The sequence below is a fragment of the Kitasatospora sp. NPDC005751 genome (genome assembly GCF_040630835.1).
Taxonomy (GTDB): domain Bacteria; phylum Actinomycetota; class Actinomycetes; order Streptomycetales; family Streptomycetaceae; genus Kitasatospora.
The window spans coordinates 116,102-143,064 of sequence record NZ_JBEXYC010000017.1; the positions used below are offsets into that span (position 1 = coordinate 116,102).

General features: G+C 72.4%; 22 protein-coding genes, 1 rRNA gene and 1 riboswitch. Of the genes, 8 read left to right on the plus strand and 15 right to left on the minus strand.

Annotated features, from left to right (window positions below; all coding sequences use genetic code 11):
- Positions 1 to 25 precede the first annotated feature (25 nt).
- The 4 genes from ABZ497_RS18375 (at position 26) to ABZ497_RS18390 (ending at position 4,293) form a co-directional block, all read left to right on the plus strand.
- A complete protein-coding gene (locus tag ABZ497_RS18375) occupies positions 26 to 1,438 on the plus strand; it encodes a sugar porter family MFS transporter (protein ID WP_359806366.1) in 1,413 nt (470 codons plus the stop codon).
- Positions 1,439 to 1,550: 112 nt separating this feature from the next.
- Positions 1,551 to 2,252: an alpha/beta fold hydrolase gene (locus tag ABZ497_RS18380; RefSeq protein WP_359806369.1), complete on the plus strand. Its 702-nt coding sequence runs from the start codon at positions 1,551 to 1,553 to the stop codon at positions 2,250 to 2,252.
- A 127-nt stretch (positions 2,253 to 2,379) separates the two neighbouring features.
- Entirely contained in the window at positions 2,380 to 3,657 is a 1,278-nt protein-coding gene (locus ABZ497_RS18385) for an MFS transporter (protein WP_359806371.1), read from the plus strand.
- A 102-nt stretch (positions 3,658 to 3,759) separates the two neighbouring features.
- On the plus strand, positions 3,760 to 4,293 hold the full coding sequence (locus ABZ497_RS18390; RefSeq protein WP_359806373.1) for an HAD domain-containing protein: 534 nt from the start codon (positions 3,760 to 3,762) through the stop codon (positions 4,291 to 4,293).
- Here the strand turns inward: ABZ497_RS18390 and ABZ497_RS18395 are convergent.
- Together ABZ497_RS18395 and ABZ497_RS18400 are read right to left on the minus strand one after the other, a co-directional pair.
- A complete protein-coding gene (locus ABZ497_RS18395) occupies positions 4,271 to 5,059 on the minus strand; it encodes a CPBP family intramembrane glutamic endopeptidase (RefSeq protein WP_359806376.1) in 789 nt (262 codons plus the stop codon). The two genes, ABZ497_RS18390 and ABZ497_RS18395, sit on opposite strands and share 23 nt — an antisense overlap.
- Positions 5,060 to 5,178: 119 nt before the next feature.
- Positions 5,179 to 6,684, minus strand: a complete 1,506-nt coding sequence (locus tag ABZ497_RS18400; protein WP_359806377.1) for a glutamate--cysteine ligase — start codon at positions 6,682 to 6,684, stop codon at positions 5,179 to 5,181.
- A gap of 368 nt (positions 6,685 to 7,052) precedes the next feature.
- Here ABZ497_RS18400 and ABZ497_RS18405 point away from each other — a divergent pair, with 368 nt between their 5' ends.
- Positions 7,053 to 7,625, plus strand: coding sequence for a hypothetical protein (locus ABZ497_RS18405; protein WP_352291810.1), 573 nt, complete (start codon positions 7,053 to 7,055; stop codon positions 7,623 to 7,625).
- 351 nt (positions 7,626 to 7,976) lie between these two features.
- Entirely contained in the window at positions 7,977 to 8,168 is a 192-nt protein-coding gene (locus tag ABZ497_RS18410; RefSeq protein WP_329490880.1) for a DUF5999 family protein, read from the plus strand.
- Positions 8,169 to 8,277: 109 nt separating this feature from the next.
- Here the strand turns inward: ABZ497_RS18410 and gcvP are convergent, their stop codons facing one another.
- The gene (gene gcvP, locus ABZ497_RS18415; protein ID WP_359806380.1) at positions 8,278 to 11,178 is read right to left on the minus strand and encodes an aminomethyl-transferring glycine dehydrogenase; all 2,901 of its coding nucleotides are present in this window, start codon (positions 11,176 to 11,178) and stop codon (positions 8,278 to 8,280) included.
- Between the two features lie 239 nt (positions 11,179 to 11,417).
- Positions 11,418 to 11,521: riboswitch (glycine riboswitch) on the minus strand.
- A gap of 223 nt (positions 11,522 to 11,744) precedes the next feature.
- Between gcvP and ABZ497_RS18420 the strand changes: the two genes are divergently transcribed.
- Both ABZ497_RS18420 and ABZ497_RS18425 read left to right on the plus strand, forming a co-directional pair.
- Complete coding sequence (locus ABZ497_RS18420; protein WP_359806382.1) at positions 11,745 to 13,022, plus strand: DUF2382 domain-containing protein; 1,278 nt, start codon at positions 11,745 to 11,747, stop codon at positions 13,020 to 13,022.
- Positions 13,023 to 13,164: 142 nt separating this feature from the next.
- Positions 13,165 to 14,655, plus strand: a complete 1,491-nt coding sequence (locus tag ABZ497_RS18425) for an MFS transporter (RefSeq protein ID WP_329490877.1) — start codon at positions 13,165 to 13,167, stop codon at positions 14,653 to 14,655.
- A gap of 154 nt (positions 14,656 to 14,809) precedes the next feature.
- Here the strand turns inward: ABZ497_RS18425 and ABZ497_RS18430 are convergent, their stop codons facing one another.
- From ABZ497_RS18430 to rrf, 12 genes are all read right to left on the minus strand, one after another.
- Positions 14,810 to 16,225 (minus strand): DNA polymerase IV, encoded by a 1,416-nt coding sequence (locus ABZ497_RS18430; protein ID WP_359806384.1) that lies wholly within the window; start codon positions 16,223 to 16,225, stop codon positions 14,810 to 14,812.
- Positions 16,226 to 16,277: 52 nt separating this feature from the next.
- Positions 16,278 to 17,006, minus strand: a complete 729-nt coding sequence (locus ABZ497_RS18435) for an ElyC/SanA/YdcF family protein (protein WP_359806385.1) — start codon at positions 17,004 to 17,006, stop codon at positions 16,278 to 16,280.
- Positions 17,007 to 17,131: 125 nt separating this feature from the next.
- Entirely contained in the window at positions 17,132 to 17,812 is a 681-nt protein-coding gene (locus tag ABZ497_RS18440) for a MerR family transcriptional regulator (protein ID WP_329490874.1), read from the minus strand.
- A 265-nt stretch (positions 17,813 to 18,077) separates the two neighbouring features.
- The gene (locus tag ABZ497_RS18445; RefSeq protein ID WP_329490873.1) at positions 18,078 to 18,554 is read right to left on the minus strand and encodes a bifunctional nuclease family protein; all 477 of its coding nucleotides are present in this window, start codon (positions 18,552 to 18,554) and stop codon (positions 18,078 to 18,080) included.
- Positions 18,555 to 18,628: 74 nt separating this feature from the next.
- The gene (locus ABZ497_RS18450; protein WP_359806391.1) at positions 18,629 to 19,360 is read right to left on the minus strand and encodes a MerR family transcriptional regulator; all 732 of its coding nucleotides are present in this window, start codon (positions 19,358 to 19,360) and stop codon (positions 18,629 to 18,631) included.
- Between the two features lie 143 nt (positions 19,361 to 19,503).
- On the minus strand, positions 19,504 to 20,427 hold the full coding sequence (locus ABZ497_RS18455; protein WP_329492360.1) for an FHA domain-containing protein: 924 nt from the start codon (positions 20,425 to 20,427) through the stop codon (positions 19,504 to 19,506).
- A 172-nt stretch (positions 20,428 to 20,599) separates the two neighbouring features.
- Positions 20,600 to 21,403, minus strand: a complete 804-nt coding sequence (locus tag ABZ497_RS18460; RefSeq protein WP_359806392.1) for a DUF881 domain-containing protein — start codon at positions 21,401 to 21,403, stop codon at positions 20,600 to 20,602.
- Between the two features lie 391 nt (positions 21,404 to 21,794).
- On the minus strand, positions 21,795 to 22,127 hold the full coding sequence (locus tag ABZ497_RS18465) for a small basic family protein (RefSeq protein ID WP_030062488.1): 333 nt from the start codon (positions 22,125 to 22,127) through the stop codon (positions 21,795 to 21,797).
- The gene (locus ABZ497_RS18470; RefSeq protein WP_359806387.1) at positions 22,124 to 23,233 is read right to left on the minus strand and encodes a DUF881 domain-containing protein; all 1,110 of its coding nucleotides are present in this window, start codon (positions 23,231 to 23,233) and stop codon (positions 22,124 to 22,126) included. The genes ABZ497_RS18465 and ABZ497_RS18470 overlap by 4 nt, the downstream gene beginning before the upstream one ends.
- A gap of 162 nt (positions 23,234 to 23,395) precedes the next feature.
- Positions 23,396 to 25,891 carry a mannose-1-phosphate guanyltransferase gene (locus ABZ497_RS18475; RefSeq protein WP_359806389.1) on the minus strand — a complete coding sequence of 832 codons (2,496 nt, stop codon included), beginning with the start codon at positions 25,889 to 25,891 and terminating at the stop codon, positions 23,396 to 23,398.
- 124 nt (positions 25,892 to 26,015) lie between these two features.
- Complete coding sequence (locus tag ABZ497_RS18480) at positions 26,016 to 26,636, minus strand: CDP-alcohol phosphatidyltransferase family protein (RefSeq protein ID WP_329490870.1); 621 nt, start codon at positions 26,634 to 26,636, stop codon at positions 26,016 to 26,018.
- Between the two features lie 98 nt (positions 26,637 to 26,734).
- Positions 26,735 to 26,851 (minus strand): 5S ribosomal RNA (gene rrf / locus ABZ497_RS18485).
- Between the last annotated feature and the right edge of the window lie 112 nt (positions 26,852 to 26,963).

The following is a 26,963-nucleotide window of genomic DNA, read 5'->3' on the forward strand; positions in this document are numbered from 1 at the left end:
GGGCCCGTCCACCCGGGGAGCGCGCGTGTCCACAGCCACATCCCGTCCGGCCTCCGGCGAGGCGCATCTCGGACACGTCGTCTTCATCTCGGCGGCGGCCGCGATGGGCGGCTTCCTGTTCGGCTACGACAGCGCGGTGATCAACGGTGCGGTGACCGGCATCCAGAAGCACTTCGCGGTCGGCAACGGCGAGACCGCCTTCGTGGTGGCCATCGCCCTGCTCGGCTCGGCCGGCGGGGCGGTGATCGCCGGCCGGCTCGCCGACCAGTTCGGCCGGGTCCGCACCATGCTGCTGGCCGCCACGCTGTTCGCGATCAGCGGCATCGGCTCGATGTTCCCGCCGAGCATCCAGGTGCTGGCCACCTGGCGGGTGGTCGGCGGCGTCGCGATCGGCATCGCCTCGGTGATCGCCCCGACCTACATCGCGGAGGTCGCGCCCACCGCCTACCGCGGCCGGCTGGCGTCCTTCCAGCAGATGGCGATCGTGCTCGGCATCACCGTCTCCCAGCTCGCCAACTGGGCCCTCAACCAGGCCGCCGGCGGCGACTCCACCGGTCACCTGGGCGGCATCCAGGCCTGGCAGTGGATGCTCGGCGTCGAGACCGTCCCGGCCCTCGTCTACGGGCTGATGGCGCTGGCCATCCCGGAGTCGCCGCGCTACCTGATCGCCGACCGCCGCGAGGCGCAGGCCCGCAAGGTGCTGCTGGAGGTGGAGGGCGAGGGGGTCGACCTCGACGCCCGGGTCACCGAGATCCGCGCGGTGCTGGAATCCGCCCACAAGCCCCGGGCCAGGGACCTGCTGGGCGGCCGCTTCGGGCTGCTGCCGATCGTCTGGATCGGCATCGGCGCCTCGGTGTTCCAGCAGTTCGTCGGCATCAACGTGATCTTCTACTACTCGTCCTTCCTCTGGCAGTCCGTCGGCATCAACGAGTCCAACTCGCTGCTGATCAGCCTCTCCACCTCGATCGTCAACGTGGTCGGCACGGTGGTCGCCATGGCCCTGGTCGACCGGATCGGCCGCAAGCCGCTCGCGCTGGCCGGGTCGGCCGGCATGGCGCTGGCGCTGGGCACCGCCGCCTGGGCCTTCTCCTTCCGGCACGGCACCGGCGACGCCGCCACCCTGGACGACACCTACGCCACCGTCGCGCTGGTCGCCGCGCACGTCTTCGTGTTCTGCTTCGCCTTCTCGTGGGGCGTGGTGGTCTGGGTCCTGCTCGGCGAGATGTTCCCCAACCGGATCCGGGCACTCGCCCTCTCGGTCGCCGCCTCGGCCCAGTGGATCGCCAACTGGGCGATCACCGTCAGCTTCCCCGACCTCGCGGACTGGAACCTGTCGGCGACCTACGTCATCTACGCGGCCTTCGCCCTGCTCTCGATCCCCTTCGTGGCCTTCTGCATCAAGGAGACCAAGGGCCGGGCGCTGGAGGAGATGGGCTGATCCGCCGCGCCGGCGCGGGGGCCGGCGCCGAGCACGCTCCCGGCCGCCCCCTCGGCGCCGGCCCCCAGCAGCCCTCGCCGCGCCGCGCGGCCCGTCCCACCGAGAGGAAGCCATGCCTGAGCAGGGCGGCTCCCGGCAGAACGTCACCTTCCCGAGCAACGGCCGCCAGGCCCACGGCTATCTGGCCCGGCCCGAGCGGGGCGTCGGCCCCGGCCTGGTGGTGGTGCAGGAGTGGTGGGGGCTCACCTCCCACGTGGCCGCGACGGCGGACCGCTTCGCCGCCGAGGGGTTCACCGTCCTCGCCCCCGACCTGTTCGGCGGCGCGACCGCCCACGACAGTGCCGAGGCGGCCCGGCTGAAGCGCGAACTCCCGGTCGAGCGGGCGGTGGTGGACCTGCGCGGCGCGGTCGGGTACCTGCTCGGCCTGGACGGCGTGGTCGGCGACGCGGTCGGCGTGGTCGGGTTCTGCATGGGCGGCGGCTTCGCGCTGCTGCTGGCCGCCGCCGAGGGCGACCGGGTGGCCGCCGTGGTGCCGTTCTACGGGCTGCCACCCGATCCGGACTTCGACTACCGGGGCCTCACCGCCCACGTGCTGGGGCACTACGCCGAGCACGACCGGTCGATCCCGATGGCCGCCGTCGACGAGGCGGCGATCCGGATCGGCGAGGCGACCGACGTCCGGCCCGAGATCCACTTCTATCCGGCCGGGCACGCCTTCATGAACGACGAGAACCGCCCCGGCTCCTACGACCCGCTCCAGGCCCGGACGGCCTGGCGGCGCACCCTCAGCTTCCTCCGGGGCCACCTCGGCTGAGCGCGCCCGCCGGTGAGGCACGCGGCGCCCCGGCCGCCCGCCATGAGGCCCGCACGCCCCCCTCGGCCCCCGCCGTAAGGCCCGAAACCCGGTGGACAGCTGTCACGTCCCCCGGCATAGTCACCAGGTGCAGAGCCAACCCCCTCCCCCGCACCGACGCCGCTTCCCCTGGGCCGGCCGCAACTTCCGCATCCAGACCGCCGCCACCGTGGTCAGCGGCCTCGGCAACGCCGGAGCCCCGATCGCCACCGCCTTCGCGGTGATGGCGAGCGGCGGATCCACCGCCGAGGTCGGCTACGTCACCGCCGCCCGGCTGGTCCCGGTCGTCCTGCTGCTGATGATCGGCGGCGCCCTCGCCGACCGTCTGCCGCGCCACCACGTCATGGTCGCCGCCAACCTGTTCAGCGCCGTCTCCCAGGCCGTCCTGGCCGCGCTGGTCCTGGCCGGTCAGGCGCAGCTCTGGCAGCTGATGCTGCTCTCCGCGGCGGGCGGCGCCGGGCACGCCTTCTACGCCCCCGCCTCCGAGGGCATGATCATGCAGAGCGTGGCCGCGGAGCACGCCGGCCGGGCGTTCTCGGTCTTCCGGCTGGCGCTGAACTCCGCGCAGATCGGCGGCATGGCGCTCGGCGGCGCCCTCACCGCCGCCGTCGGCCCCGGCTGGGTACTCGCGGTGGACGCCGGCTGCTTCCTGGTCGCCGCCGCCCTGCGGTTCTTCCTGGAGGCCGAGGCCGCCGCCCCCGCCGCGGCCGGCGGCGGCATGCTGCGCGACCTGCGCGAGGGCTGGCAGGAGTTCGCCTCCCGCCGCTGGCTCTGGGTGATCGTGCTCCAGTTCGCCGTGCTGATGGCCTGCATCACCGCCGTGGACGCGGTGTACGGGCCGATCGTCGCCGAGCAGCGGCTGGGCGGCGCCGGCGACTGGGGGCTGGCGCTCGCCGCGCACGGGATCGGCCTGGTGGTGACCGGCCTGCTGATGGTCCGCTGGCAGCCCCGCCGGATCCTGCTGATCGGCAACTGGGGCGTCTTCCTCTTCGGCCTGCCGGCGCTGGCCCTCGCGCTGGCCGCGCCGCTGCCGGTACTCGTCGCGGCGATGTTCCTGTCCGGCGCCGGGGTCACCGTGTTCGGCGTCAACTGGATGGTCGCCCTGCAGCAGGAGATTCCCGCCGAGATGTTCTCCCGGGTCTCCGCCTACGACCAGCTGGGCTCGCTCTCGCTGGCCCCGGTCGGCACCGCGCTGGCCGGGCCGGCCGCGGTCGGGCTGGGCCTGACCGGCGCGCTCTGGGCCTGTGCGGCGCTCTGCCTGCTGCTCAGCGCCCTCGTCCTGCTGGAGCCGCAGGTCCGCCGGCTCTCCCGGCGCTCCGCTCCGGCCTCCGTCGCGCGGCCCGTCGAGCCCGCCACCGTCGGCTGAGCGCCCCCGCGCCCCCCCGCGCGCGCCCTCCGCCGGGCAACCACCGGCGTACGCCACTCGTCCGACCGGATGACAGAGACGTCTTGACCTGGGGGGCGCCCGGTGCCGAAGCCACTGCTGTTCCTGGATGTCGACGGGGTGCTCAACCCCGTCTGCCCGAGACCCGAGGCCGGGTTCGACGCGCACACCCTGCTCGGCTACAGCGTCCTGCTCTCCGCCCGGCACGGCGAGTGGCTGCGTGAACTGGCCGACACCTACGAACTGGTCTGGGCCACCACCTGGGAGGAGGAGGCCAACACCCACATCGCCCCGGCGATCGGGCTGCCCCGGCTGCCGGTGGTCCGCTTCGCCGGCTACGTCCCGCAGCCCGGCGACCCGCGGGTACCGCTGATGGAGCTGTTCTCCGCACACAAGTGGGCTCCCCTGCTGCGGTACGCCGCCGGCCGGCCGTTCGCCTGGACGGACGACGTCATCCCGCCCCGCCTAATCCGCAACGCCATCTGGCGCCGTGACCGCCTCCTGCTGCCCATCGACCCGGGCCAGGGCCTGGAGCGCCGGCACGTGGACCGGCTGCTGGCCCGCCCGCCGCGCCCCCTGGCCGTCCGCCCGGCGGTCAGCCGGTGGGCAGCCAGCTGACGTGGCCGGCCAGCAGCGCGTACCCGACGAAGGCCACCGTGTCGATCAGCGCGTGCGCCGCCACCAGGGGCATCACCCGCCCCCAGCGCCGGTACAGCAGGCAGAACACCGCGCCCATCACCATGTTCCCGACCAGCCCGCCCACCCCCTGGTACAGGTGGTACGAACCCCGCAGCACCGAGCCGGCCACCAGCGCGGCCGGCCACGACCAGCCCAGTTGCCCGAGCCGGCGCAGCAGGTAGCCGAGGACGACGACCTCCTCCAGGATGGCGTTCTGCCAGGCGGAGGCGACCAGCGCCGGGATCCGCCACCAGACGTCGGGCAGCCCGGACGGCGCCACCGTCAGGTTGTAGCCGGCCGCCTGCGAGCCCAGGTAGAGCACCAGCCCGGTGCCGCCGATCGCGGCCGCGACGGCGGCGCCCCGGCCGAGGTCGCGCAGCTTCTGCCCGAGGTCGAACCCGAGCACCCGCAGCGAGGTGCCCTCGCGCACCAGTAGGTAGCCGACCAGCACCACCGGCATCAGCCCGCGCGCGATGTAGTAGACCTGCCAGGCGAGGTCCAGCCAGGGGCGGCCGGGCGCCCGTGAGGAGTTCAGGGTGGCGACCTGCTGGCCGAGCTGGAGCGTCTCGGTCAGCGAGCCCGTGAAGCTGATCAGCGCGCCGACGCCGCTGGCCCCGAGGGAGAGGCCGAGGACGATCAGCAGTTCCACGCCGAGCAGCCGGCGCGTGGGCCGCGCGGTCTCCGGTTGGGTCGGGGCGGTGGTCACGGGGTGCTCCAGCGGTCCGGCGTCGCTCCGGCCGTCGGCCGACGGCCGGAGCGGTCATCCTTCCACAGGGCACTCCCCGTCAGGGCCGGGGAGTGCCCCCGCCACGGGGCCGCCGGGCCCTACCCCACCGGCCAGGTGTGCACGGGCTCGCCGGCCCGCATGTACTCGATGTAGCGCCGGGTCATCGCGGCGAGCGCGGCCGGGCGGTCCATCCCGAACTGCTCGCGCAGCCGGTGGAAGGTGGCGCTCTGCCAGGAGGCGCCGTTGACCCGGCGCAGGCAGCGCTGCTCGATGATGCCGAGGTAGCGGTCCCGGTCGGCCGGCTCCACGCCCCACTCGTCCAGCCCCTGGTAGGCCAGCGGCAGCAGCTCGTTCAGCACCAGGTCGACCGCGGGGACGGTGGCCAGGCCCCCGCCGCGCCCGGCCCGGCCCTGCCGCGGCCACTGGAACACGGCGTCGACGCCGTACCGGGCGGCCTGCCGGAAGTTCTCGTCGGCCCGCTCGAACGGCAGCCTGGTCCAGATCGGCCGCGACTGCTCCGCGAGCACCCGGACGAGCCCGTAGTAGAAGGCCGCGTTGGCCAGCGTGTCGGCGACGGTCGGACCGGCCGGCAGCGCGCGGTTCTCCACCCGCAGGTGCGGCACGCCGCCACTGACGTCGTACACCGGGCGGTTCCACCGGTAGATGGTGCCGTTGTGCAGCCGCATCTCGGCCAGCCGCGGCACGCCGCCGGAGGCCAGCACCTTCACCGGGTCCTCGTCGTCGCAGATCGGCAGCAGCGCCGGGAAGTACCGCAGGTTCTCCTCGAACAGGTCGGACGCCGAGTCCACCCAGCGCTCGCCGAACCAGGTGATCGGCCGTACGCCCTGCGCCTTGAGTTCGGCCGAACGGGTGTCGCAGGCCTGCTGGAAGAGCACCGGCCTGGTCTCCCGCCACAGCTCCCGTCCGAACAGGAACGGCGAGTTGGCGCCGAGCGCCAGTTGCGGGCCGCAGATCGCCTGGGCCGCGTTCCAGACCGAGGAGAACCGCTCGGGGGTGACCTGGAGGTGCAGTTGCAACGAGGTCGCGGCGGCCTCGGCGACCATGGTGATCGACTCCAGCTGGAGGTGCTCGACGCCCTCGATGTCCAGCGTGATGTCCTCCCCCCGGGCGGCCAGGATCTGGTCGCTGAGCAGGCTGTACCGCTGGTTGTGGGACATCGCGTCCAGCCCGGTGTGATCGTGCTCCAGGGTCGGCAGGATGCCGACCATCACGATCCGCGCGCCGGCCTCGGCGGCCCGCCGGTCGGCGTAGCGCAGCCCGGTGTCGATCTCCTCGCGCAGCTCCTCGAAGACGTGGCCGGCGAGCCGGTGCGGGGCGATGTTGACCTCGATGTTGAACTGGCCCAGCTCGGTCTGGAAGTCACTGGAGCCGATCGAGCTGAGCACCTGCGCGTTGCGCATCACCGGCAGGCCCTGCTCGTCGGCCAGATTGAGCTCGATCTCCAGCCCCATCACGGCGCGGGGCCGGTCGAAGCGGTCCTCTCGCAGCATCCGCTCCAGCGCGTCCTGGCAGGACTGGAGCTTGCGCCGGTACAGCTGCCGGTCCGACAGGTCCGCGCGCGTCGCCACGACCTTCTCGCCCATGGTCCCCTCCTCCTGAGCGGCCGGCCGACCGACCGTGCAAGCATCATGCCCACCCCGAAGATCGATACCCGATCGCTTCGACCGGCTTGCAATGCAAGGGAACTGATGGTCTTTCAGCACATCCGTCGACTTGCCCGGCGCCACCGCCTGTGATAAACAGGTCACCCTGTGCACCTGTTCGATAGAATTCGCACTGCGCCCAAGGCCGGCCCGCTGTCGATCCGAACACCCTCGTCGACGGCAGCGGCGGCGCCCGCACCGCGATCATGCACAACCGGACACGGCCAGGTTCCGTCACCGACGACACACCGCGCCATGCCGGTATGCCGCACTCGCACGCCGATCTCGCACGGAGAGGCGACCCCGCCATGACTCTGCAGACCCCCCAGCCCCCGCCCAGCGCCCTGCGCGCGGTCCTCGCCGCGCTCGACTCGGAGACCGCGCTGCGCCAGCCCGCCGCCGCCGCGCTGCGTCATCCGACCGGCCCACTGCTGCCCGCGCATCCGCTCGCGGTCCACGTCCTGGACGGGCCCCGTCCCGAGCTCGCCGCCGCCCGGCGGACGGGCTGGCGGTTCCTGATCAAGGACGGCGCCGAGGTGGCGGCCGCGGCCGAGGTGGTCCAGGGCGTCGAGGGCCACGTCTTCTCCCACTTCACCGCCGGGCCGTACCTGGACTCCACCGTCCGGGCACTGCGCCAGGCCTGGCAGCTCGCCCAGACCTCGCGGACCCGACGGCAGCCCCGGCTGCTCACCTTTCCGGGCCAGTACGCCACCGCGCTCTGGCTGCACAGCCCGGACGCCGGCCCCGACGCGGACCAGCTGATCCCACTGGCCCCGGCCCCGCTCGGCGTCACCGCGCACCGCGCCTACCCGGCGGCGGACCTGCTGCCCGTCCTCACCCGCGCCCCGCTCGCCAGGCCACTGCTGCTCGGCTCCTCCTGAACGCTCCCCCGTCACCCCCGCGCCACCCGTACCCACCCGGACGGGTCATAGGGCATGGCCGAATCGAGTCAGCCGCCCCTTGACCCCTCCGGCGCTCATTCACGTCTGCTGCCACCTGAACGGGTGATCTCTGCCCGGTAGTTGTGGCGCATGTCACGAAATTGCTGCGCGATCGCCCCGGGATGCCGACACTGGGAACCAGCGTGGAAGGACCCCCTGTCCTACCCACTTGAGCGCCGGTCCACACCTGGCCCGGCGCCGGACAGGATCCGACTACCGCGGCGGCTCCCGCCGGTCACCCGGCGGCGCCGCACCACGGGGAGGATCGCCAAGCGAAGCGAGGGTACGCGTATGTGCCAGCACCGTCCTGAGTGCCCGTCGGCGGAGTCCGAGGACCGCGAGGCGGCCGTACCGGTGGCCTGCCACCCGGAGCAGGGCTGGAGCCTGCTCTGCAACGGCGTCCTGGTCTTCGAGGACACCGGCGAACTGCTGCCCGACGGCCGGGTGATCGCCCCGCGCCGCCCCGTCGCACACGCCGCCTGACCGGCCGGCGGCGGGGTCGGCCGCCGAGCGGCACCGGCGACGCAGGACAACGGGCAGGGCCCCGGCGGAGAAGACTCCGCCGGGGCCCTGCCGTACCGCGTCAGTCGGCTCAGGAGCCGTACTCGTCCAGCGGCGGGCAGGAGCAGACCAGGTTGCGGTCGCCGTACGCGCCGTCGATCCGGCTGACCGGCGGCCAGTACTTGTCCGCCGGGTTCACGCCCGCCGGGAAGACGGCCTCCTGGCGCGAGTAGCCGTGCGCCCAGTCACCGGCCAGCGCGCCCGCGGTGTGCGGGGCGTTGCGCAGCGGGTTGTCCTCGGCCGGCCACGCGCCCGAGCCGACCTTGTCGATCTCGGCCCGGATCTCGATCATCGCGTCGCAGAAGCGGTCGATCTCGTGCAGGTCCTCGGACTCGGTCGGCTCGATCATCAGGGTGCCGGCCACCGGGAAGGACATCGTCGGCGCGTGGAACCCGTAGTCGATCAGGCGCTTGGCGATGTCGTCCACCGTCACGCCGGTCTCCTTGGTGAGCGGGCGCAGGTCGATGATGCACTCGTGCGCGACCAGGCCGCCGGGACCGGTGTAGAGCACCGGGAAGTGCGGGGCCAGGCGCTTGGCGATGTAGTTGGCGTTCAGCACCGCCACCTGGGTGGCCCGCTTGAGTCCCTCCCCGCCCATCAGCCGGACGTACGCCCAGGAGATCGGCAGGATGGCCGCCGAGCCCCACGGGGCGGCCGAGATCGGGCCGACGCCGGTGGCCGGGCCCGCCTCGGACTGCAGCGGGTGGTTCGGCAGGTACGGCGCCAGGTGCGCGCGCACCGCCACCGGGCCGACGCCCGGGCCGCCGCCGCCGTGCGGGATGCAGAAGGTCTTGTGCAGGTTCAGGTGCGAGACGTCCGCGCCGAACTTGCCCGGCTTGGCGAGGCCGACCAGGGCGTTCAGGTTGGCGCCGTCCACGTAGACCTGGCCGCCGGCCTCGTGCACCAGGGCGCAGATGTCGGTGATCTGGGTCTCGTACACGCCGTGGGTGGACGGGTAGGTGACCATCAGCACCGCGAGGTTGTCGCGGTGCTGCTCGATCTTCGCCCGGAGGTCCTCGACGTCCACGTCGCCGTCGACCAGGGTCTTGACCACGACCACGCGCATACCGGCCATCACGGCGGAGGCCGCGTTGGTGCCGTGCGCGGAGGACGGGATCAGGCAGACGTCGCGCTGCACGTCGCCGTTGGCGTGGTGGTAGGCGCGGACGGCCAGCAGACCGGCCAGCTCGCCCTGCGAGCCGGCGTTCGGCTGGATCGAGACGGCGTCGTAGCCGGTGACCTCGACCAGCTGCTGCTCCAGCTGGCGGATCAGGGTGAGGTAGCCCTGGGCCTGGTCGATCGGCGCGAACGGGTGCAGCTGGCCGAACTCCGGCCAGGTCACCGACTCCATCTCGGTGGTCGCGTTGAGCTTCATGGTGCAGGAGCCCAGCGGGATCATGCCGCGGTCCAGCGCGTAGTCGCGGTCCGACAGGCGGCGCAGGTAGCGCAGCATGGCGGTCTCCGAGCGGTGGCTGTGGAAGACCGGGTGGGTCAGGTACTCGTCCTCGCGCAGCAGCGCGGCCGGCAGCGCCTCGGCGCTCTCCGGGGTCTCGACGCCCTCGACGCCGAACGCGGCCCAGACGCCCGCCAGGTGCTCGCGGGTGGTGGTCTCGTCGGTGGAGACCGAGATCCGGTCCTCGCCGTCCTGGTACACGTTGATGCCGTGGGCGCGGGCGGCCTCGGCGATCGCGGCGGCGCGGCCGGGGACGACCGCGGTGACGGTGTCGAAGAACTCGCCGTGCAGCAGCTCGACGCCGCCGGCCCGCAGGCCCTCGGCGAGGGCGGCGGCGTAGCGGTGGGTGCGGCGGGCGATGTCGGCCAGGCCGTCCGGGCCGTGGTAGACGGCGTACATCGAGGCCATCACGGCCAGCAGCACCTGGGCGGTGCAGATGTTGCTGGTGGCCTTCTCGCGGCGGATGTGCTGCTCGCGGGTCTGCAGGGCCAGCCGGTAGGCGCGGTTGCCGTCGGCGTCGACGGAGACGCCGACCAGGCGGCCGGGCAGCGAGCGGGCGTACTCGGCGCGCACCGAGAGGTAGCCGGCGTGCGGGCCGCCGAAGCCCATCGGCACGCCGAAGCGCTGCGAGGTGCCGCAGGCGATGTCGGCGCCGAGCGAGCCCGGGGACTTCAGCAGGGTCAGCGCCAGCAGGTCGGCGGCGACGGCGACGATCGCACCGAGGCCGTGGGCCTGCTCGATCACCGGGGCGAGGTCGCGGACCACACCGGTCGCGCCGGGGTACTGGAGCAGCACGCCGAAGACGCCGCGCTCGGCGATCTCGGCCGGGATGCCGGCGGAGAGGTCGGCGACGACGACCTCGACGCCGGTCGGCTCGGCGCGGGTCCGGATCACCGCGACGGTCTGCGGCAGGGTCTCGACGTCGACCAGGAAGACGCCGCCCTTGACCTTGGTGACACGGCGGGCCAGGGACATCGCCTCGGCGGCCGCGGTGCCCTCGTCCAGCAGCGAGGAGCCGGAGGTGGGCAGACCGGTGAGGTCGGAGACCACGGTCTGGAAGTTGAGCAGCGCCTCGAGACGGCCCTGCGAGATCTCCGGCTGGTACGGCGTGTACGCGGTGTACCAGGCCGGGTTCTCCAGGACGTTGCGCAGGATCACCGGCGGGGTGAAGGTGCCGTAGTAGCCCAGGCCGATCATCGGCTGGAGGACGGTGTTGCGACCGGCCAGCTCGCGCAGCTCGGCGAGGACCTGGGCCTCGCTGCGGCCGGCGGGCAGGTCCAGCCCGGTGATGGAGCGGATCGCCTCGGGCACGGCGGTGGCGGCGAGCTCGTCCAGCGAGCCGTAGCCCACCTGGGCCAGCATCTTCTCCTGCGCGGCGACGTCGGGGCCGATGTGGCGGTTCTCGAAGGGGCTGGCCTGCTCGAGCTCGGTGAGGGTCACGGGGGTGGTGGTGCGTCCCGCGTTCGGCTGGGCGTTCATGGTGGTCGAGGCCTCCTGGTCACGGACCGGCGGGGGTACGCACGCCGGGCGGCACCGCCGCTGCGGACGACAGCGGACAGGCCTGGGGCGGACGGACCCGACAGGCCTCCCCCTCTGTCATCGGGACCTGAGAGCTTCACCCGCGCGAGGCGCTGTGGCGCCCCGCCGGCTTGCACCGTCGGTGAGGGTGGTGCCGCCGGCTCCCTCGCCGGCAGTCCTGCCCTGCTTTCCAGAGTGACCTATCCCACACGGTACGGATGCCTGAGAGATTCCGGGGAGGAGTTGCTCCTTCGGCGCCCCGACCAGCGACTTCCGCTCTCGGGGACTCTCCCGAGCGGGCTCGGCGGTCGCGCCCAGGGTACCAGCGGCAGGCGCCTCGATCACGGGTGCGTCCTGGCAGGTGAGCAGCCGGTCCGTGACCCGGACGGCGCAGCACCGGGCCCGTCCGGCCGCACCCCGGTCGCGCCGGTCCGGTTCATGGCTTTTGGTGTGAAGTGGCGGATGGGACGGGCGGGCCGGCCGCCGGCCTGCGGGCGTTCCGCAGGCGCAACGCACTGGAGGAAAGAGTGCAGACCGATATCGACCCCCGGGACCTCATCGGCCACAAGGCGGTCGACCGCAACGGAGACAAGATCGGCACGGTCGACGAGGTGTACCTGGACGACGCCACCGGGCAGCCCGAATGGGCGGCCGTCCGGACCGGCATCTTCGGCCGGGACGCCTTCGTCCCCCTGACCACGAGCGAGTTCTCCGGCGACGAACTGCGGGTGCCCTACGACAAGTCCCTGGTGAAGGAGTCACCGGACTTCGGCGTGGGCCAGCACCTCTCACCCGCCCAGGAGCTCCAGCTCTACCGCTACTACGGGCTGGACACCCAGGTGGACGGCCGGCCGTCGGCCGGCGACGGCTCCGAGCCGGCCGACCTCGACTTCGGCAGCGTGCCGGCCGCCGCCCCGGCGGCAGCGGCGGGCACCGCCGCGGTGGCGGGCGCCGCCGCGGCGAAGCCCGCCGACCAGTCGGCCTCGGCGGCCCCGGCGAAGCCGCTCGCCTTCCACTCGGCCGACAGCATGGCCCCGCCCCTCACCGTCCCCCCGGCCGCCGACCTCGGCAAGCCGTCCGAACCTGCTACGGAGCCCAACGTGCGGACCCTCGACGCCACCGCGCCCGCCACCACCCCGTCGGCGCCCGTCGCACCGGAGCAGCGCCCGCCGGCGGCCCCGCTCGTCACGGGCGGCCCCGACGGCGCCGAGGTAGCGGCCCCCCGGGCCGCCACCTCCGGCACCCCGGCGCCCGACCGCGCGGGCGCGGCCTCGTCGGCGCCGAACGCTCCGGTGGAGATCACCTGCCGTGAGGAACGGCTGGACATCACCACCGAGTGGCATGTCGTGGGCACCGCGAAGCTGCGCAAGTACGTGACCAGCGAGGCGGTGGAGCGCCGGGTGCCGGTGGTCCGCGAGCGGGTCCGGGTGGAGCGGACGCCGGTCGGCGAGGCGGAGCGGGCCTCGTTGAGCGACAAGGACATCGCCGAGGCGGTGGAGGAGGTCACGCTGCGCGAGGAGCGGCCGGTGGTCCGCAAGTACCTGGCGCCGATCGAGCGGGTCCGCCTGGTCGTCGAGCGCTACACCGACGAGGAGGTGATCCGGGACGAGCTGCGGCGCGAGCACGTCGAGGTCCACGACAACACCGCGGCCGCCCCGACCCCGGGCCCCTCGTCCAACCACGCCCCGTCCGCCACTCCCGACGGCGCCGCCGGGCGCCCGGGCAGCGGCGAACACGAGGGCGCCGGCGGGCACTTGGGCGCTGGCGAGCCGTCGCGGGCGGCCCCGCTGAGGCCACTCGCCTGACGGTCCGACCCAGGGACCCCGGACCTCCACGGTCCGGGGTCCTTCGACTTTGCCAAAGCTTCACCGATCGATATTTGACACACTGAAGTATCTCCCGGCATGGTTGCTTCAGTTCATTCACTATGTACGGGAGGAAGCAACCGTGAGTGAGGCACCACAGCCCACCACCGCGGCCGAGAAGCAAAGCAGCGCCCGGGTCCTGCCGGCCCTCATCCTGGCGATGCTGTCGTTCAGCGTGGTGCAGACCGCGGTCGTTCCGATCCTGCCCTCGCTGGCCAAGGAGCTCGACGTCTCGGGCTCCAGCATCACCTGGCTGATGACGGCCAACCTGCTCTCGGCCGCCGTGCTGACCCCCCTGCTGGGCCGCTTCGGCGACCTGCGCGGTCGCAAGCCGATGCTGCTGATCTCGCTGGCCGGTCTCGTCGCGGGCTCGGCGCTCGCCGTCAGCACCCACTCCTTCACCTGGCTGGTCGTCGCCCGCGTCCTCCAGGGCGCCGGCGGTGGCGTGCTGCCGCTGGCCATCAGCATCGTCCGCGACGAGCTGCCGAAGCAGAAGGTCACCGGTGGCGTCGCCGCCATCAGCGCCTCGATGGGCGTCGGCAGCGGCCTCGGCCTGGTCGCCACCGGCCTGCTGCTGGAGCACTGGAGCTACAAGTCGATCTTCTGGATGGGCCTGTTCTTCGGCCTGCTCGCGGTCGCGCTGGTCGCCTTCCGGGTGCCCAGCGACCCGGTGACCGACAAGGAGGGCGGCGCCGACCCGCTCGGCGCGATCACCCTGGCCGGCTGGCTCTCCGCCCTGCTGGTCGCGGTCAGCCAGGGCAACACCTGGGGCTGGACCTCCACCAAGACGCTCGGCCTGTTCGCCGTCGCCGCCGTGATCGCCCTGATCTGGGGCGTCATCGAGGTCAAGGTCAAGCACCCGCTGGTCGACATGAAGATGATGTCCCGCCCGGCCGTCGCCTTCACCAACCTGGCCGGCCTGCTGATCGGCTTCGGCATGTACGGCTCGTTCATGGTGATCAGCAACTTCGCCCAGACCCCGGAGAAGCTCACCCACTACGGGTTCACCGCGACCGTGCTGCACGCCGGTGTCATGCTGCTGCCGTCCGCGCTCGGCTCGATGGTCGCCGCCCCGGTCGGCGCCCTGCTGATCGCCCGTCGCGGCCCGCGCCTGCCGCTGGTCCTCGGCGGCGTCCTCGGCGCCGTCGCGATGGCCTACCTGGCCGTCCGCCACAGCCACGAGGCCGACATCTACACCGCCTCGGCGATCTTCGGTCTCGGCATCGGCCTCGCCTTCTCGGCGATGCCGGCCTACATCAACGGCGCCGTCCCGGTCGAGCAGAGCGGCATCGCCAACGGCATGAACGCCGTGCTGCGCACCGTCGGTGGCGCGATCGGCACCGCCGTGATGGCCGCGATCCTCACCGGCGACACCATGAAGCTGCCGATCCCGGTCTCGCTGCCCACCCTGGACGCCTACAAGCACGCGTTCTGGGTCGCCGCCGCGGTCTGCGCGATCGCCGGCGCCGTCCCCTTCCTGATCCGCAGCGTCAAGCCCTCCGTCACCGTCGCCGGTGGCAAGGGTGCGGCGGACCTCAGCCCCAGCCCCGAGCTGGTCAAGACCGACGCCTGACGAGGCGTCCACCCCCCGCGCCCAGGGACAGGGCGCGGGGGACCGGTCCCCGAACGGTCGACGAGGGCATCGCGACCGCCCGAGGGCCGGCCGTGCACGCGGTCCCACCCGGCCCCCCTGCCGGGTGGGGCCGCTTCGTGCGTTCCAGGGGGGGTCAGCCCACCGCCGGTTCACCGCCGCCCGCCCCGGCCGACGGCCCGTCCTCGTCGCCGCGCAGCGGCAGCGGACGGGCCGGCTCCAACGCCGGGTCCTCCACCGCGAAGGTCCGCACCCGGCCCGGTCCGCTCCACGGCGTCTCGAACCGCACCGTCACCCGGCCTACTCCGCTGCCCTGCACCCACCCCGGGCCGAGTTCGGCGTGCCGCACGTCCTGGCCCGGCATCCAGTGCCGCGCCACGACCACCGCGGGCTCCGGGGCCTCGTCCTCCTGGGCGTCGGCCTCGACCGCCCCCGGCTCCCCCGCCTCCTGCCGGACGGCCTGCGCGAAGAGGTCCTCCTGGGTGTAGTCCGCCAGCTGCGAGACCCCGACCCCGAGCAGCCGGACGCCGCCGGTGATGTCCACCTGGGAGGCCAGCCGGCGGGCCGTCTCGACGATCACCGTCTCGTCGTCCGTCGGACCGCGCAGGGTCTCCGAGCGGGTCAGCGTGGAGAAGTCGAACCGCCGCACCTTCAGCACCACCGTGCGCCCCGACCGTCCGGCGGCGCGCAGCCGCCGCACGCACCGCGCGGCCAGGACGTCGACCTCGCGCAGCACCCGGTCCCGGTCGGCGAGGTCCACCTCGAAGGTGTCCTCCACCGACACCGACTTGGCGTCCTGGTCGGCCACCACCGGCCGGTCGTCCAGCCCCAGCGACATCTGGTGGACACCGGCGCCGTGCGCCCTGCCCAGCAGCTGCACCAGCTCGGACTCCCCCGCCTCGGCGAGGTCGGCCACCGTGTTCAGCCCCGCCCGGCGCAGGACCTGCTCGGTGGCCGGGCCGACGCCCGGCAGCGCCCGCACCGGCATCGGGCCCAGCACCACCCGCTCCCGGCCCGGCTCGACCAGCACCAGGCCGTCCGGCTTGGCCTGCTCCGAAGCGATCTTGGCCATCAGCTTGGACCCGGCCGCCCCGACCGAGGCGGTCAGCCCGGTGCGCCGGTGGATGTCCGCCCGGAGGTCCTCCGCGAGGGCCGTCACCAGGTGCTCCCCCGTCCCGTGGTCCGCCGCCAGCAGCGCCGGGCCGTACGGGCCCGCCTCCAGGTCGACGAAGGCCTCGTCCAGGCTGAGCGGCTGCACCAGGGGCGACAGCTCCCGCAGCAGACCCATGACCAGCTCGCTCACCGCCCGGTAGGCCTCGAACCGCCCGGACAGGAAGGCCGCGTTCGGGCAGAGCCGGCGCGCCTGCGCCATCGGCATCGCCGAGTGCACCCCGAACTTCCGCGCCTCGTACGAGGCCGTGGAGACGACCCCCCGGCCGCCCAGGCCGCCGACGATCACCGGCTTCCCGCGCAGGCTCGGCTTGGCCGCCTGCTCCACCGCCGCGAAGAAGGCGTCCATGTCGAGGTGGATGATGCTCGGCAGTGACCGCACCCGCCGATCATGCCGCACGGGTCCGACAGCGCGGCCGAACCCCGCCGCCGCCTCAGCCCCGCGCGGTCCCCGCGTCGGCCAGCGCCTTCGGGATGCCCTCCTCCCGGGGCCCGAGGAAGAACGGGTCCGGCCGCAGCCAGGCGTTCAGCAGCGCCTTGCCCGCCCCCGGGATCTCCCGCAGCCCGCCGTACAGCCAGGTGGCGTCGTGCAGCTCCGGCACCCCGACCGCGTACGCGTCGATGCCCGCCGCCTCACAGAGCGCCAGTGCCCGCCGGACGTGGAAGTCCTGGCTGACCAGGACCGCCCGGTCCACCCCGAACACCCGGTGCGCCCGGGTGCAGGAGTCCCAGGTGTCGAAGCCCGCGTAGTCGCCCACCACCCGCACCTGCGGCACCCCGTGCTCGATCAGGTACTGCCGCATCGCGTCGGTCTCGTCGTAACCGGCCCGCCCGTTGTCACCGGTGACCAGGATCGCCTGGACCTTCCGCTCCCGGTACAGGTCGACCGCCGCGTCCAGCCGGTGCGCCAGATACGGTGACGGCCTGCCCTCGAAGAGCCCGGCGCCGAACACCACCGCCACCGGCGCGTCGGGCGCACTCCGCACGGTGCCGACCCGGTCGCCCGCCGAGACCCACAGCCAGGCGCTCGGTGCCAGGGCCAGCGAGCAGAGCACGGTGACGAGTTGGAAGATCCTGCGCTGGGTGCGCCGCTGCCGCAGCCGGACGCCGAGCCGCCGCGCCCGTCGCCGCAGCAGGCCGGGTATGCCGGAGCCGAACCGCACGTGCCCTCCCTGGGTCGATGATCCACCGGGCACGACGAGGCCGTGGGCCCGGACGGTTCCCCGCCCGGGCCCACGGCCTCGTGACTCTGCGGCGCCGTGACCACGCGGCCCCCTGCTCCCGCGGCTCAGACCGCCCGGTTGCGGCGCTGCGCCAGCTCGTCCCCCGGATCGTGGCCGACCACGGTCTCGCCGGTGTCGGTCCGCTCCGCGTGCAGGCGGCCGAGGGCCAGCTCCAGCTCCTGCCAGACGGCGCCGACGGCGATGCCGAAAACCCCCTGACCACCCTTCAGCAGATCGACCACCTGCTGCGGTGTGGTGCATTCGTACACGGTCGCGCCGTCACTCATCAGCGTCAGCCCGGTCAGGTCGCCGGCCTCGGCGGACTGCAGATGGGCGACCGCCACCCGGATGTTCTGCAGGGACACACCCGCGTCCAGCAGCCGCTTGACGATCTTCAGCAGCAGGATGTCGCGGAAGCTGTAGAGCCGCTGGCTGCTCGCCGGATAGACCGAACGGACGCTGGGTTCCAGCAGCCCCGTCCTGGCCCAGTAGTCCAGCTGGCGGTAGGTGATCCCGGCCGCCGCACAGGCCGTCGGGCCGCGGTAGCCGATCAGCTCGGAGGTGGGGGCCGGCCGCTCGGAGGCGGGCGCGAGCCGCTCGATGGCCGGCTGGCCCGGCTGGACGGCCGGGAACCGGCCCACCCGGGGCAGGTCCGTCCGGGGCAGTTCAGCCACGCTGCGGGCGGCGCGCGGCATGTGCACGGTGCACAGGCCTCCCACGGCCGCTTCATCGCCGGTGCCGGTCATGCCTACCTCCGTCCACTCGTCCTGCGGGCAACCCAGACTGCGGGCGACAGGCACCCGGGCAGCCACTCCTGACGGTAGGCAGTCCCCTATGACCCGTCAACGATCGCCACGCCGGGCAGGACAAACAGCGTCACTCAGGAGAGTGGTTTTTCGTGCCCCTAGTGTGGGTAGGTGGACGCTATTTGGCAAAACGGACGAACGAATTCGGCAGGACGGCCACGGCCTGCCCCACCGACGCTCAGCGCCGGGTCCGTACCACGGCGGACTACTGCGGCGTGCCGCCGCCGAAGTCCTCCGGAGAGACCTGGTCGAGGAACTCGCGGAACTTCTCGACCTCGTCCTCCTGCTCGTCCGGGATCGCGATGCCCGCCTCGGCGAGCACCTCCTCGCTCCCGTAGATCGGCGTACCGGTCCGCAGGGCGAGGGCTATCGCGTCGGACGGCCGGGCACTGACCTCGACCCCGCCCGTGAAGACCAGCTCGGCGTAGAACACGCCCTCGCGCAGGTCGGTGATCCGTACCTCGGTGAGCTGCTGGCCGAGCGCCTCCAGGACGTCCTTGAAGAGGTCGTGCGTCAGCGGACGCACCGGCGTCATGCCCTGCTGGGCGAAGGCGATCGCGGTCGCCTCGCCGGGACCGATCCAGATCGGCAGGTACCGATCGCCCCCGACCTCCCGAAGCAGCACGATCGGCTGGTTGGAAGGCATCTCCACCCGGACACCCACGACGTCGAGCTCATTCACACACGCAACCCTATGGCCCTCGCCCCGGATATGAAAGCGCAGAGCCGACAGCGCTGGTCAGCGGGGTCGGCGCGTCACGAGCGGGCCCGCAGACCGGCCTGCACCATGGCGGCGTGCAGCCGGACGGAGAGGGTCGCCAGCTCCCGCGCCGTGGTCTCGGCGTGCGCCCGGGTCTGCGGGTTGCGGTGCCGGCGCAGGGGCGCCACCACCTGCTCCACCAGGGCGATCTCACGGTCGGCGGCGGCCTTCATGGCCCGCAGGTGCCGCGGCTCCAGCCCGTACCGGCCCAGTTCCGCGACCAGCCGGGCCACCTGCAGCGCCTCGCCGTCGTAGCCGCCGTCCGATCCGGCCGCGACCAGCCCGTAGGACTCCCACTCCACCAGTTCGCCCTCACCGGCCTCGGCGGCGGCCAGCAGCTCGGCCCGGCCCAGCCGGACCCCGACCGCGGCCTCGGCGGCCGCCACCAGCTCGCGGTCCGCCTCCTCCATCGGCCCGGGGCGGGCCTCCGCGGCGGGCAACGCCGGTGGGGCCTCGCCGCGCTCGATCGCGTCCAGGTGTTCGCGGATCACCCGCAGCGGCAGGTAGTGGTCACGCTGCATCCGCAGCACGTAGGCCAGCCGCTCGACGTCGGCCGGGCTGAACTTGCGGTACCCCGACGGCGTGCGCTGGGGCTCGACCAGGCCCTCGGCCTCCAGGAACCTGATCTTCGAGATGGTGACCTCGGGGAAGTCGTCCCGCAGGAAGGTCAGCACCGCGCCGATGCTCAGCAGCTCGTCGCCGCCGCGCCGTCGGCCGCCCCCAGGCAGCCGGTCCGTCCGGACCGGCTGCCTGGGGGCCGCGACCACCCCCCGCGCGCCCTGGTCCGGCAGCGGACCGGACGACGCGGGGTTGGCCGCCCCGAGAGATGAAGGAGGGTTCGCGCTCACTCGGGCTCCTGCCGACGTTGGTTTCAGTACCCCCGGTGGTGACTGGCGAAGAACACCAGCCGGTACTTCCCGATCTGCACCTCGTCGCCGTTGTTCAGCGGCACCTCGTCGATCCGCTCACGGTTGACGTACGTCCCGTTCAGGCTGCCGACGTCGGCGACGGTGAAGCCGCCTCCCGGCGTCCGGCGGAACTCCACGTGCTTGCGCGAGACGGTCACGTCGTCCAGGAAGATGTCGCCCTGCGGGTGACGCCCGGCCGTGGTCTTGTCCGAGTCCAGCAGGAACCGGCTGCCCGAGTTCGGACCGCGCTGGACGATCAGCAGCGCCGAGCCCGGCGGCAGCGCGTCGATCGCCGACAGCACCTCCGCCGACAGGGCCGGCGTACCGGTGCCGGTGGTGGTGTTGGGGTCGTAGGACTCCAGGCCGGAGATCGAGATGGTCGACGTGGTCTCCGCCGGCCCCTCGGGCAGCGCGCCCCCGCGCAGCGCCGTACCGCAGTTGGAACAGAAGCGGGCCGCGGCCGGGTTCTGGTTGCCGCACCTGGGGCACGGAGTGGGGCCAGCCATGTTCACAGCCTCCTGGCGCGGCACACCCGACGGGTTGTGCCCGGCGTACGGGTCCGGAGCAAACCCTCCACCAGAGGTTGAGGGTCCTGACGGGAAACCTATGCGCGGGGCGCCGGAGGGGTCAACCGACGCGCCGTAGCCCGCCTGATTGCCCGCGTACTGCGCGTCGCCACCGTCCCGGAACATCGGACGCTCGGCGTACTGGCCGCCCTCGGGAGCGGGACGCATGCCCGGCACGGCGGGCTCTTCGTCGGCCCGGCGGTGACGCGCGGTGGGTGCCTCCACGGCAGCCGCGTCACGGCCCTTGTTACGACCGAACAACTTCGAGAAGAAACTCACGGGCGAATCCCCTTGCGTGTGACAGACCCGCCCGCGGGGCAGGGTGAGAACCTCGGACAGGCTGCGGGCCCGGTCGCGGATCGGGCCTGCTGGAGTGGTACTCCGACGTGTGATGTTCCGGCTTGTGCTGGTGCGGACCAGTCTCGCCCACCTGACGGCGGTACCCCGCACCGGGGGGTACCGGCAGATGACGGACCGTTCGGCAGGTACCTCGTCACTTCGGAGCCGGCTTGGCGTACTGCGGCGTCTTCAGGTCGAGGAGGGCGTCGACGAGCACCTTCTGCTGCGGGGAGATGGTCGCGCGGGCCTGATGACTCTCAAGAGTACGGACCACACCTCCCGGAATGTTCAGTGCGGGTGTGAGGTCCTGCGGGTTCCCCACCACGGTGAACCGGTAGGGCTGCGAGACCTTCTTCCCGTCGATCTGCACACCGCCGCCGGACACGTCCGTGAAGTAGGTGTTGACCACCACGCGCACATCGTTGATCTGAATCGCCTCCGCCCCCGCCGCTCGGAGTTCCTGCAGGGTGTCCAGCAGCATATCCGCCTTCACCTGCCCTTGGGGATCATCGACTGTCAGTACGATGCCCGGACCAGTGGCTTTGACGGTCCCGGCGAGCACGCCGAGCTCCGTCACCTTCTTCCTGGTCTGCTCCTGGGCCTCCTTGGCCTGGTTGGAGCTGTTCTCCAACGTGGCCAGGGACTGCTCCAACTCCGCCTTCTCCTGCTGGAGACGCTGCTGGCGGCCGTCCAGTTCGTCGAGGATCCGGACGAGGTCCTCCTGGCGGGCACCGCGCAGCTGGCTGTGGTGGTCGTTGGTGGAGCGGACCTGGATCGCCAGGGCGAGGCCGAGCGAGAACAGCAGCACCGCGACCACCAGCTGCCCGCGGGAGAGCCGCGGGGGCCAGAGCGCCGCCTTCATCCGGCGCCGGCCCGCGTTGCGCTCGTCGGGGGCCTTCCCGGGCTCGGTCGCCGCCTCGGGAGCGGGCTCAGGCGTGGGAGCGGGCTCGGGCTCCAGGACCGGCTCCGGCTCGGGCGGCGGGGCGCTGAGGGGCTCAGGCGCCGCCTCCTCGCGGGCCTGCGCCGGCTCTTCGGCCTCGGCGTCCGCCTCCGTGCCGGCTTCGGGCGCGACCGCCACCGGCCGCCGCGCATCCGCCGCCCGGGGCGCCGGTTCGACGGCGTCCTCGCCGCCCTGGGCCGGGGCCCCCGGCCGCACCTCGGGCGCAGGCTTCACCTGTTCGGCGGGCTCGGGCGGCGCGTTCTCCGCCGCCGGAGCCGCCCCCCGCTCCCCGTTCCCGCCCTCGCGCGCGCCGTCGCCCGCCCGCGCATCCGCCTTCTCGACCACCTTGTCGACAGCCTTCTCGGTCGTCCTCTCGGTCCGATTCTCGTCCGCCGGCTCCCGGCCGGGCTCAGGCGCGGAAGACATGGCGCCTGATCGCAGCGGCGTTGGAGAAGATGCGGATGCCGAGGACGACGACCACACCGGTGGACAGCTGGGAGCCGACACCGAGCTGGTCCCCGAGGAAGACGATCAGGGCCGCCACCACCACGTTGGACAGGAACGACACGATGAACACCTTGTCGTTGAAGATGCCGTCCAGCATCGCCCGGACGCCGCCGAACACCGCGTCCAGTGCCGCCACCACCGCGATGGGCAGGTACGGCACGACGGCATCGGGCACCTCGGGTTGGACGAAGAGCCCGACGACCACCCCGATCACAAGACCCAGTACGGCAATCACGGTCTGGCTGCTCCTGTCCCTGCGGGGGGCGCCCCGGTCGTGGGCGCGGTGGGCGAGTGGGCTGTCGTGGTCTTGGCGGAGCCGCTCGGCGAGCGCTTCCCCGGGGGCGAGGTGCTCGGAGTGGCCGGCCGTGAGGGCCCCGCGGACGGGCTCTGCGACCCCGTGTCGGAGGCCGTGGGGCTCGGGGAGGCCGCAGCGGGGGCGGAGGGGCTCGCCGACGGCGACGGCTCCGGCGTGGCCGGCTGGGCGGTCCGCAGCGTGATGCCCACGGCGGCGGGCAGCGTGAGCTTCTTCTGGGCGGAGATCGTCGACTTGATGCCGTACTTCTCCTGCAGCAGCCGCAGGTACTGGCCCGCCATGTTGCTCTCGAAGGTGGCGACCAGCTTCGACCCGTCCCCCAACGCCTGGACGTTGTAGGGCGGCACCAGCGGCCGGTTGTCGACCAGGACGGCCTCACCGGCGGCGCGGATCGCGGAGAGCGCGGTGAGCCGCTGCCCGTTGATCGACACGGCCTCGGCGCCGGACTCCCAGAGCCCGTTCACCACCAGTTGCAGATCGCGGTCGCGCAGCCGTCCGCTGTTCGAGAAGCCCTGGCCCGCGCGCGGGTCGACGTTCCCTCCGGCGCCGGTGCCGGAGGCGTCCTCCAGGACCAGCTTGACGCCCGGCCCGGTCACCTCGGCCAGACCCACCGCACCGGCCAGCGCGGCCGGGTCGCTGTCGCCCGGCGACAGTGCCTGCTGCTGGGTGGTGTCGACCTTCCGCCGCAGTTCCTGGACCTGCTGCTGGAGCCGCTCCGCCGAGCCGTTGCTGTCGTTGATCCGGTGGATCAGCGCATCGCGCTCCTTGGCGAGCGTCGGCTCGGCCTTGTGCGCGTTCACGGCGCCCACCGTCACCACCGCCCCGACCAGGGCCAGCCCGAGACCCAGCGTGAGCAGGCCGCGGGCCGTACCGGGTATCCGGCTGTCGCGGTCACCGCCCCGCGCCGCGGCCGCCTCGGCGTAACCCTCGTCCAGGCTGTGGTCCATCACGCCGGTCAGCAGGGACATCGAGGCGTCCGGACGGTTGTACCGTCCGTCACTGGCACTCGGCGTCGGCGTCGCTGGCATGCGGACCATCGTCCCATGTCCGCGGAGGGGTCCGTGCACACCCCCTGACCTGCGAAGTCACCAGAAGCGACGGATCGTTACCAAGCATGACAAACCGGGCAGCGGGGGGCGCGGCACTCGCCGCACCTCCCGCTGCCCGGCCATGTCGTGGCGGCCCGGTCGTCAGCGCCCGGCGCCGTCGACCACCGTCGCCCACTCGTCCAGCAGCGCCTCGGTGGCCTCGTCGTCCGGACCCTCCGCCCAGAGGTGGGTGACCGCCTCGGCGGGATCGGGCAGCACGAGCGTCCAGCGGCCGTCCGCCTCGACCACCCGGACACCGTCCGTGGTGTCGAGCTGCCGGTTGCCGGCCGCCTCCACCACCGAACGCATGACCATGCCCTTGGCCGCCCACGGCGTCGCGATGTCCCGTCGGCGGATGTGCGCCTGCGGGATCCGCGCGTCGATCTGGCTGAGCGTGAGCTGGGTACGGGCCACCAGCCCGACCAGGCGGACGAACGCGGCCGCGCCGTCCAGCACACCGCTGAACTCGGGAACGACGAAACCGCCGCGCCCGTCGCCACCGAAGACCGTGCCCTCGGCCGAGGCCGCCTTGGCCAGGTCGTCCGGCGTGGTCGTGGTCCAGACGACCTGTGTGCCGTGGTAGGCGGCGACCTGCTCGGCGATCCTGGTGGTCGTCACGGGCAGCGCCACCTGCCCGCTCCGGCGCTCGGCCGCGACCAGGTCGAGCAGCACCAGGAGCGCCCGGTCGTCGTCGATCACCCGGCCCAGCTCGTCCACGAAGGCCACCCGCTCGCCGACCGGGTCGAACCGGACGCCGAACGCCGCCCGCGAGGAGGCCACCAGCTCGCCGAGCCTGGCCAGCCCCGCCCGCCGTTCTTCGGCGTCCTCGGTCGGCCGAGCCTCGTCCAGCCCGCTGGAGACGGTGAGCGCCTCCACGCCGAGCCGGCCCAGGATGCTCGGCAGCACGAGCCCGGCACTGCCGTGCGCCGTGTCCACCACCACCTTCAGCCCCGCCTCGCGGACGCCGGTGGTGTCCACCGCCCGCAGCAGATTGCCGGCGTAGGAGTCGAAGACACTGGACGGGAAGGTCAGGTCGCCGATCTCGCCCGGGAACGCGCGCCGGTACTCCTGGCGGGCGTAGACCCGGTCGAGCTTGCGCTGCCCGGCCTGGGAGAGGTCGGCTCCGCGCTCGTCGAAGAACAGGATGTCCAGCGAGTCCGGCACCCCGGGCGTGGTCCGCAGGAAGATCCCGCCGGCACTCCCGCGGGCCGTGTGCTGCCGGGCCACCGGCATCGGCACGTTCTCCAGGTCGCGGACGTCGATCGCGCTGGTCTGCAGCCCCGAGATCATCGCCCGCTTGAGGGCACGCGCACCACGCGAGTGGTCACGCGCGATGGTGACGGTCGCCCCCTTCTTCAGGGTCGTCGCATACGCACCGGCCAGCCGGACGGCCAGCTCCGGTGTGATCTCGACGTTGAGGATGCCCGACACGCCGCGCAGCCCGAAGAGGTGCTCCTGACCGCGGGACTCCCAGATCACCGACGTGTTGACGACGGCGCCGGCCTCGATGGTCTTGAACGGGTAGACCCGGACGTTGGCGCCGATGATCGACTCCTCGCCGACCAGGCACTCGTCTCCGATCACCGCCCCGTCCTCGATCCGCGCGGCCCGCATCACATCGGTGTTCTTGCCGACCACGCAGCCCCGCAGGTTGCTCTGCGGCCCGACGTAGACGTTGTCGTGGATCACCGCCTTGTGCAGGAACGCGCCGCGCTTGACGACCACGTTGCTGCCGAGCACGGTGTGCTCGCGGATCTCCACGCCGGCCTCGACCTTGGCGTAGTCCCCGATGTAGAGCGGACCGCGGAGCACCGCCTCGGGGTCGACCTCGGCGCCTTCCGCCACCCAGACGCCCGGCGAGATCTCGAACCCGTCGAGCTCGACGTCGACCTTGCCCTCCAGGACGTCCGCCTGGGCCTTGCCGTAGCTCTCGTGGGTGCCGACGTCCTCCCAGTAGCCCTCGGCCACGTAGCCGTAGACCCGCTTGCCCTCCTTCAGCAACTGCGGGAACACATCGCTCGACCAGTCGACGGACTCACCCGCCGCCACGTAGTCGAAGACCTCGGGCTCCATGACGTAGATACCGGTGTTGACCGTGTCCGAGAAGACCTGCCCCCAGGTCGGCTTCTCCAGGAAGCGCTCGACCCGGCCCTCGTCATCGGTGATCGTGATGCCGAACTCCAGAGGGTTCGGTACCCGGGTGAGACAGACGGTGACCAGAGCGTCCTTGCTCCGGTGGTACTCGATCAATTCGGTGAGATCGAAGTCGGTCAGTGCGTCACCGGAGATCACCAGAAAGGAATCGTCCTTCAGGGCGTCCTCGGCGTTCTTGACACTCCCCGCAGTGCCGAGTGGCGTCTCCTCGTTCGCATACGTGAGATGCATACCCAACTCTTCGCCGTCACCGAAGTAGTTCTTCACCAGTGAGGCGAGGAACTGTACGGTCACGACGGTGTCGGAGAGGCCATGCCGCTTCAGCAGCCGAAGCACGTGCTCCATGATCGGCCTGTTGGCGACCGGTAGCAGCGGCTTGGGCATGCTGGAGGTCATCGGGCGGAGTCGGGTGCCTTCGCCCCCTGCCATTACAACGGCTTTCATTACGGGTGCGTCCTCCTTCGCGGTGGTGGACCCTGCAGGTCCATCAAACCGTTCCAGAGGGTGTCTACCCGGAAGATTTCGTCCGACGCACCGAGGTGGCGTGGGACTTCTCTCAGATCACGTCTCAGACTGCGGACGCGGAGGAGGCGGAGCCCGCCCGGATGATCTGTCGCGCCTGGACGGCGTAGAGAATGCCGGCCCACCAGTACAGCGTGGTCCCCCACCAGATGAAGGCCCAGCTGACGGCCTCGGCCGGCCGCGCGATCCAGGTGTCGCCGGTGCCCAGCAACAGAAGCGGGAACGCGTACATCAGATTGAATGTCGCGGCCTTGCCCAGGAAACTCACCTGCAACGGGCCGTAGCCGTGCCGGTTCAGAATCGGAAGGAGACTCGCGATAAAGAGCTCACGCGCGATCAGGATCGCCGTGAGCCACCACGGCAGGATCTCACGCCAGGTCAGACCCAGCAGAGTGGAGAGGACGTAGAGCCGGTCCGCCAGCGGATCGAGCAGCTGGCCGACCCGGCTGATCTGCCCCCACCTGCGGGCGAGCTTTCCGTCGAGGTAGTCACTGATGCCGCTCAGCATCAGGATCAGCAGCGCCCAGCCGTCGTTGTTCGGCCCGTCGAACACCGGCCAGAGGATCAACCAGAGGAAGAGCGGAACACCGACCAGTCGGCCCATGCTCAGCAGGTTGGGGATGGTGAGGACGCGATCGGTCTGGACCCGCGTCTCCTGGACCTCCACCCGGGGGCCTCCTGTACCGTGTGACGACTTCTGCATGCTGACCCTACAACAGAGAAGCCCCCGTCCGGTTCCCCGGCGGGGGCTTCTCTAGAAGAATTGTTCGGCGGCGTCCTACTCTCCCACAGGGTCCCCCCTGCAGTACCATCGGCGCTGTGAGGCTTAGCTTCCGGGTTCGGAATGTAACCGGGCGTTTCCCTCACGCTATGACCACCGAAACACTATGAAACTTATCACCGCACCCACGACAGGCCATGTCATGGGGGTCGTTGTTTCAGAACAACACAGTGGACGCGAGCAACTGAGGACAAGCCCTCGGCCTATTAGTAC

Coding starts and splice junctions, on each gene's coding strand:
- ABZ497_RS18380 (WP_359806369.1), top strand. CDS start 1,551: ATGCCTGAGCAGGGCGGCTCCCGGCAGAACGTCACCTTCCCGAGCAAC.
- ABZ497_RS18400 (WP_359806377.1), bottom strand. CDS start 6,684: ATGGGCGAGAAGGTCGTGGCGACGCGCGCGGACCTGTCGGACCGGCAG.
- ABZ497_RS18405 (WP_352291810.1), top strand. CDS start 7,053: ATGACTCTGCAGACCCCCCAGCCCCCGCCCAGCGCCCTGCGCGCGGTC.
- ABZ497_RS18410 (WP_329490880.1), top strand. CDS start 7,977: ATGTGCCAGCACCGTCCTGAGTGCCCGTCGGCGGAGTCCGAGGACCGC.
- gcvP (WP_359806380.1), bottom strand. CDS start 11,178: ATGAACGCCCAGCCGAACGCGGGACGCACCACCACCCCCGTGACCCTC.
- ABZ497_RS18440 (WP_329490874.1), bottom strand. CDS start 17,812: ATGACCGGCACCGGCGATGAAGCGGCCGTGGGAGGCCTGTGCACCGTG.
- ABZ497_RS18470 (WP_359806387.1), bottom strand. CDS start 23,233: ATGCCAGCGACGCCGACGCCGAGTGCCAGTGACGGACGGTACAACCGT.
- ABZ497_RS18475 (WP_359806389.1), bottom strand. CDS start 25,891: ATGAAAGCCGTTGTAATGGCAGGGGGCGAAGGCACCCGACTCCGCCCG.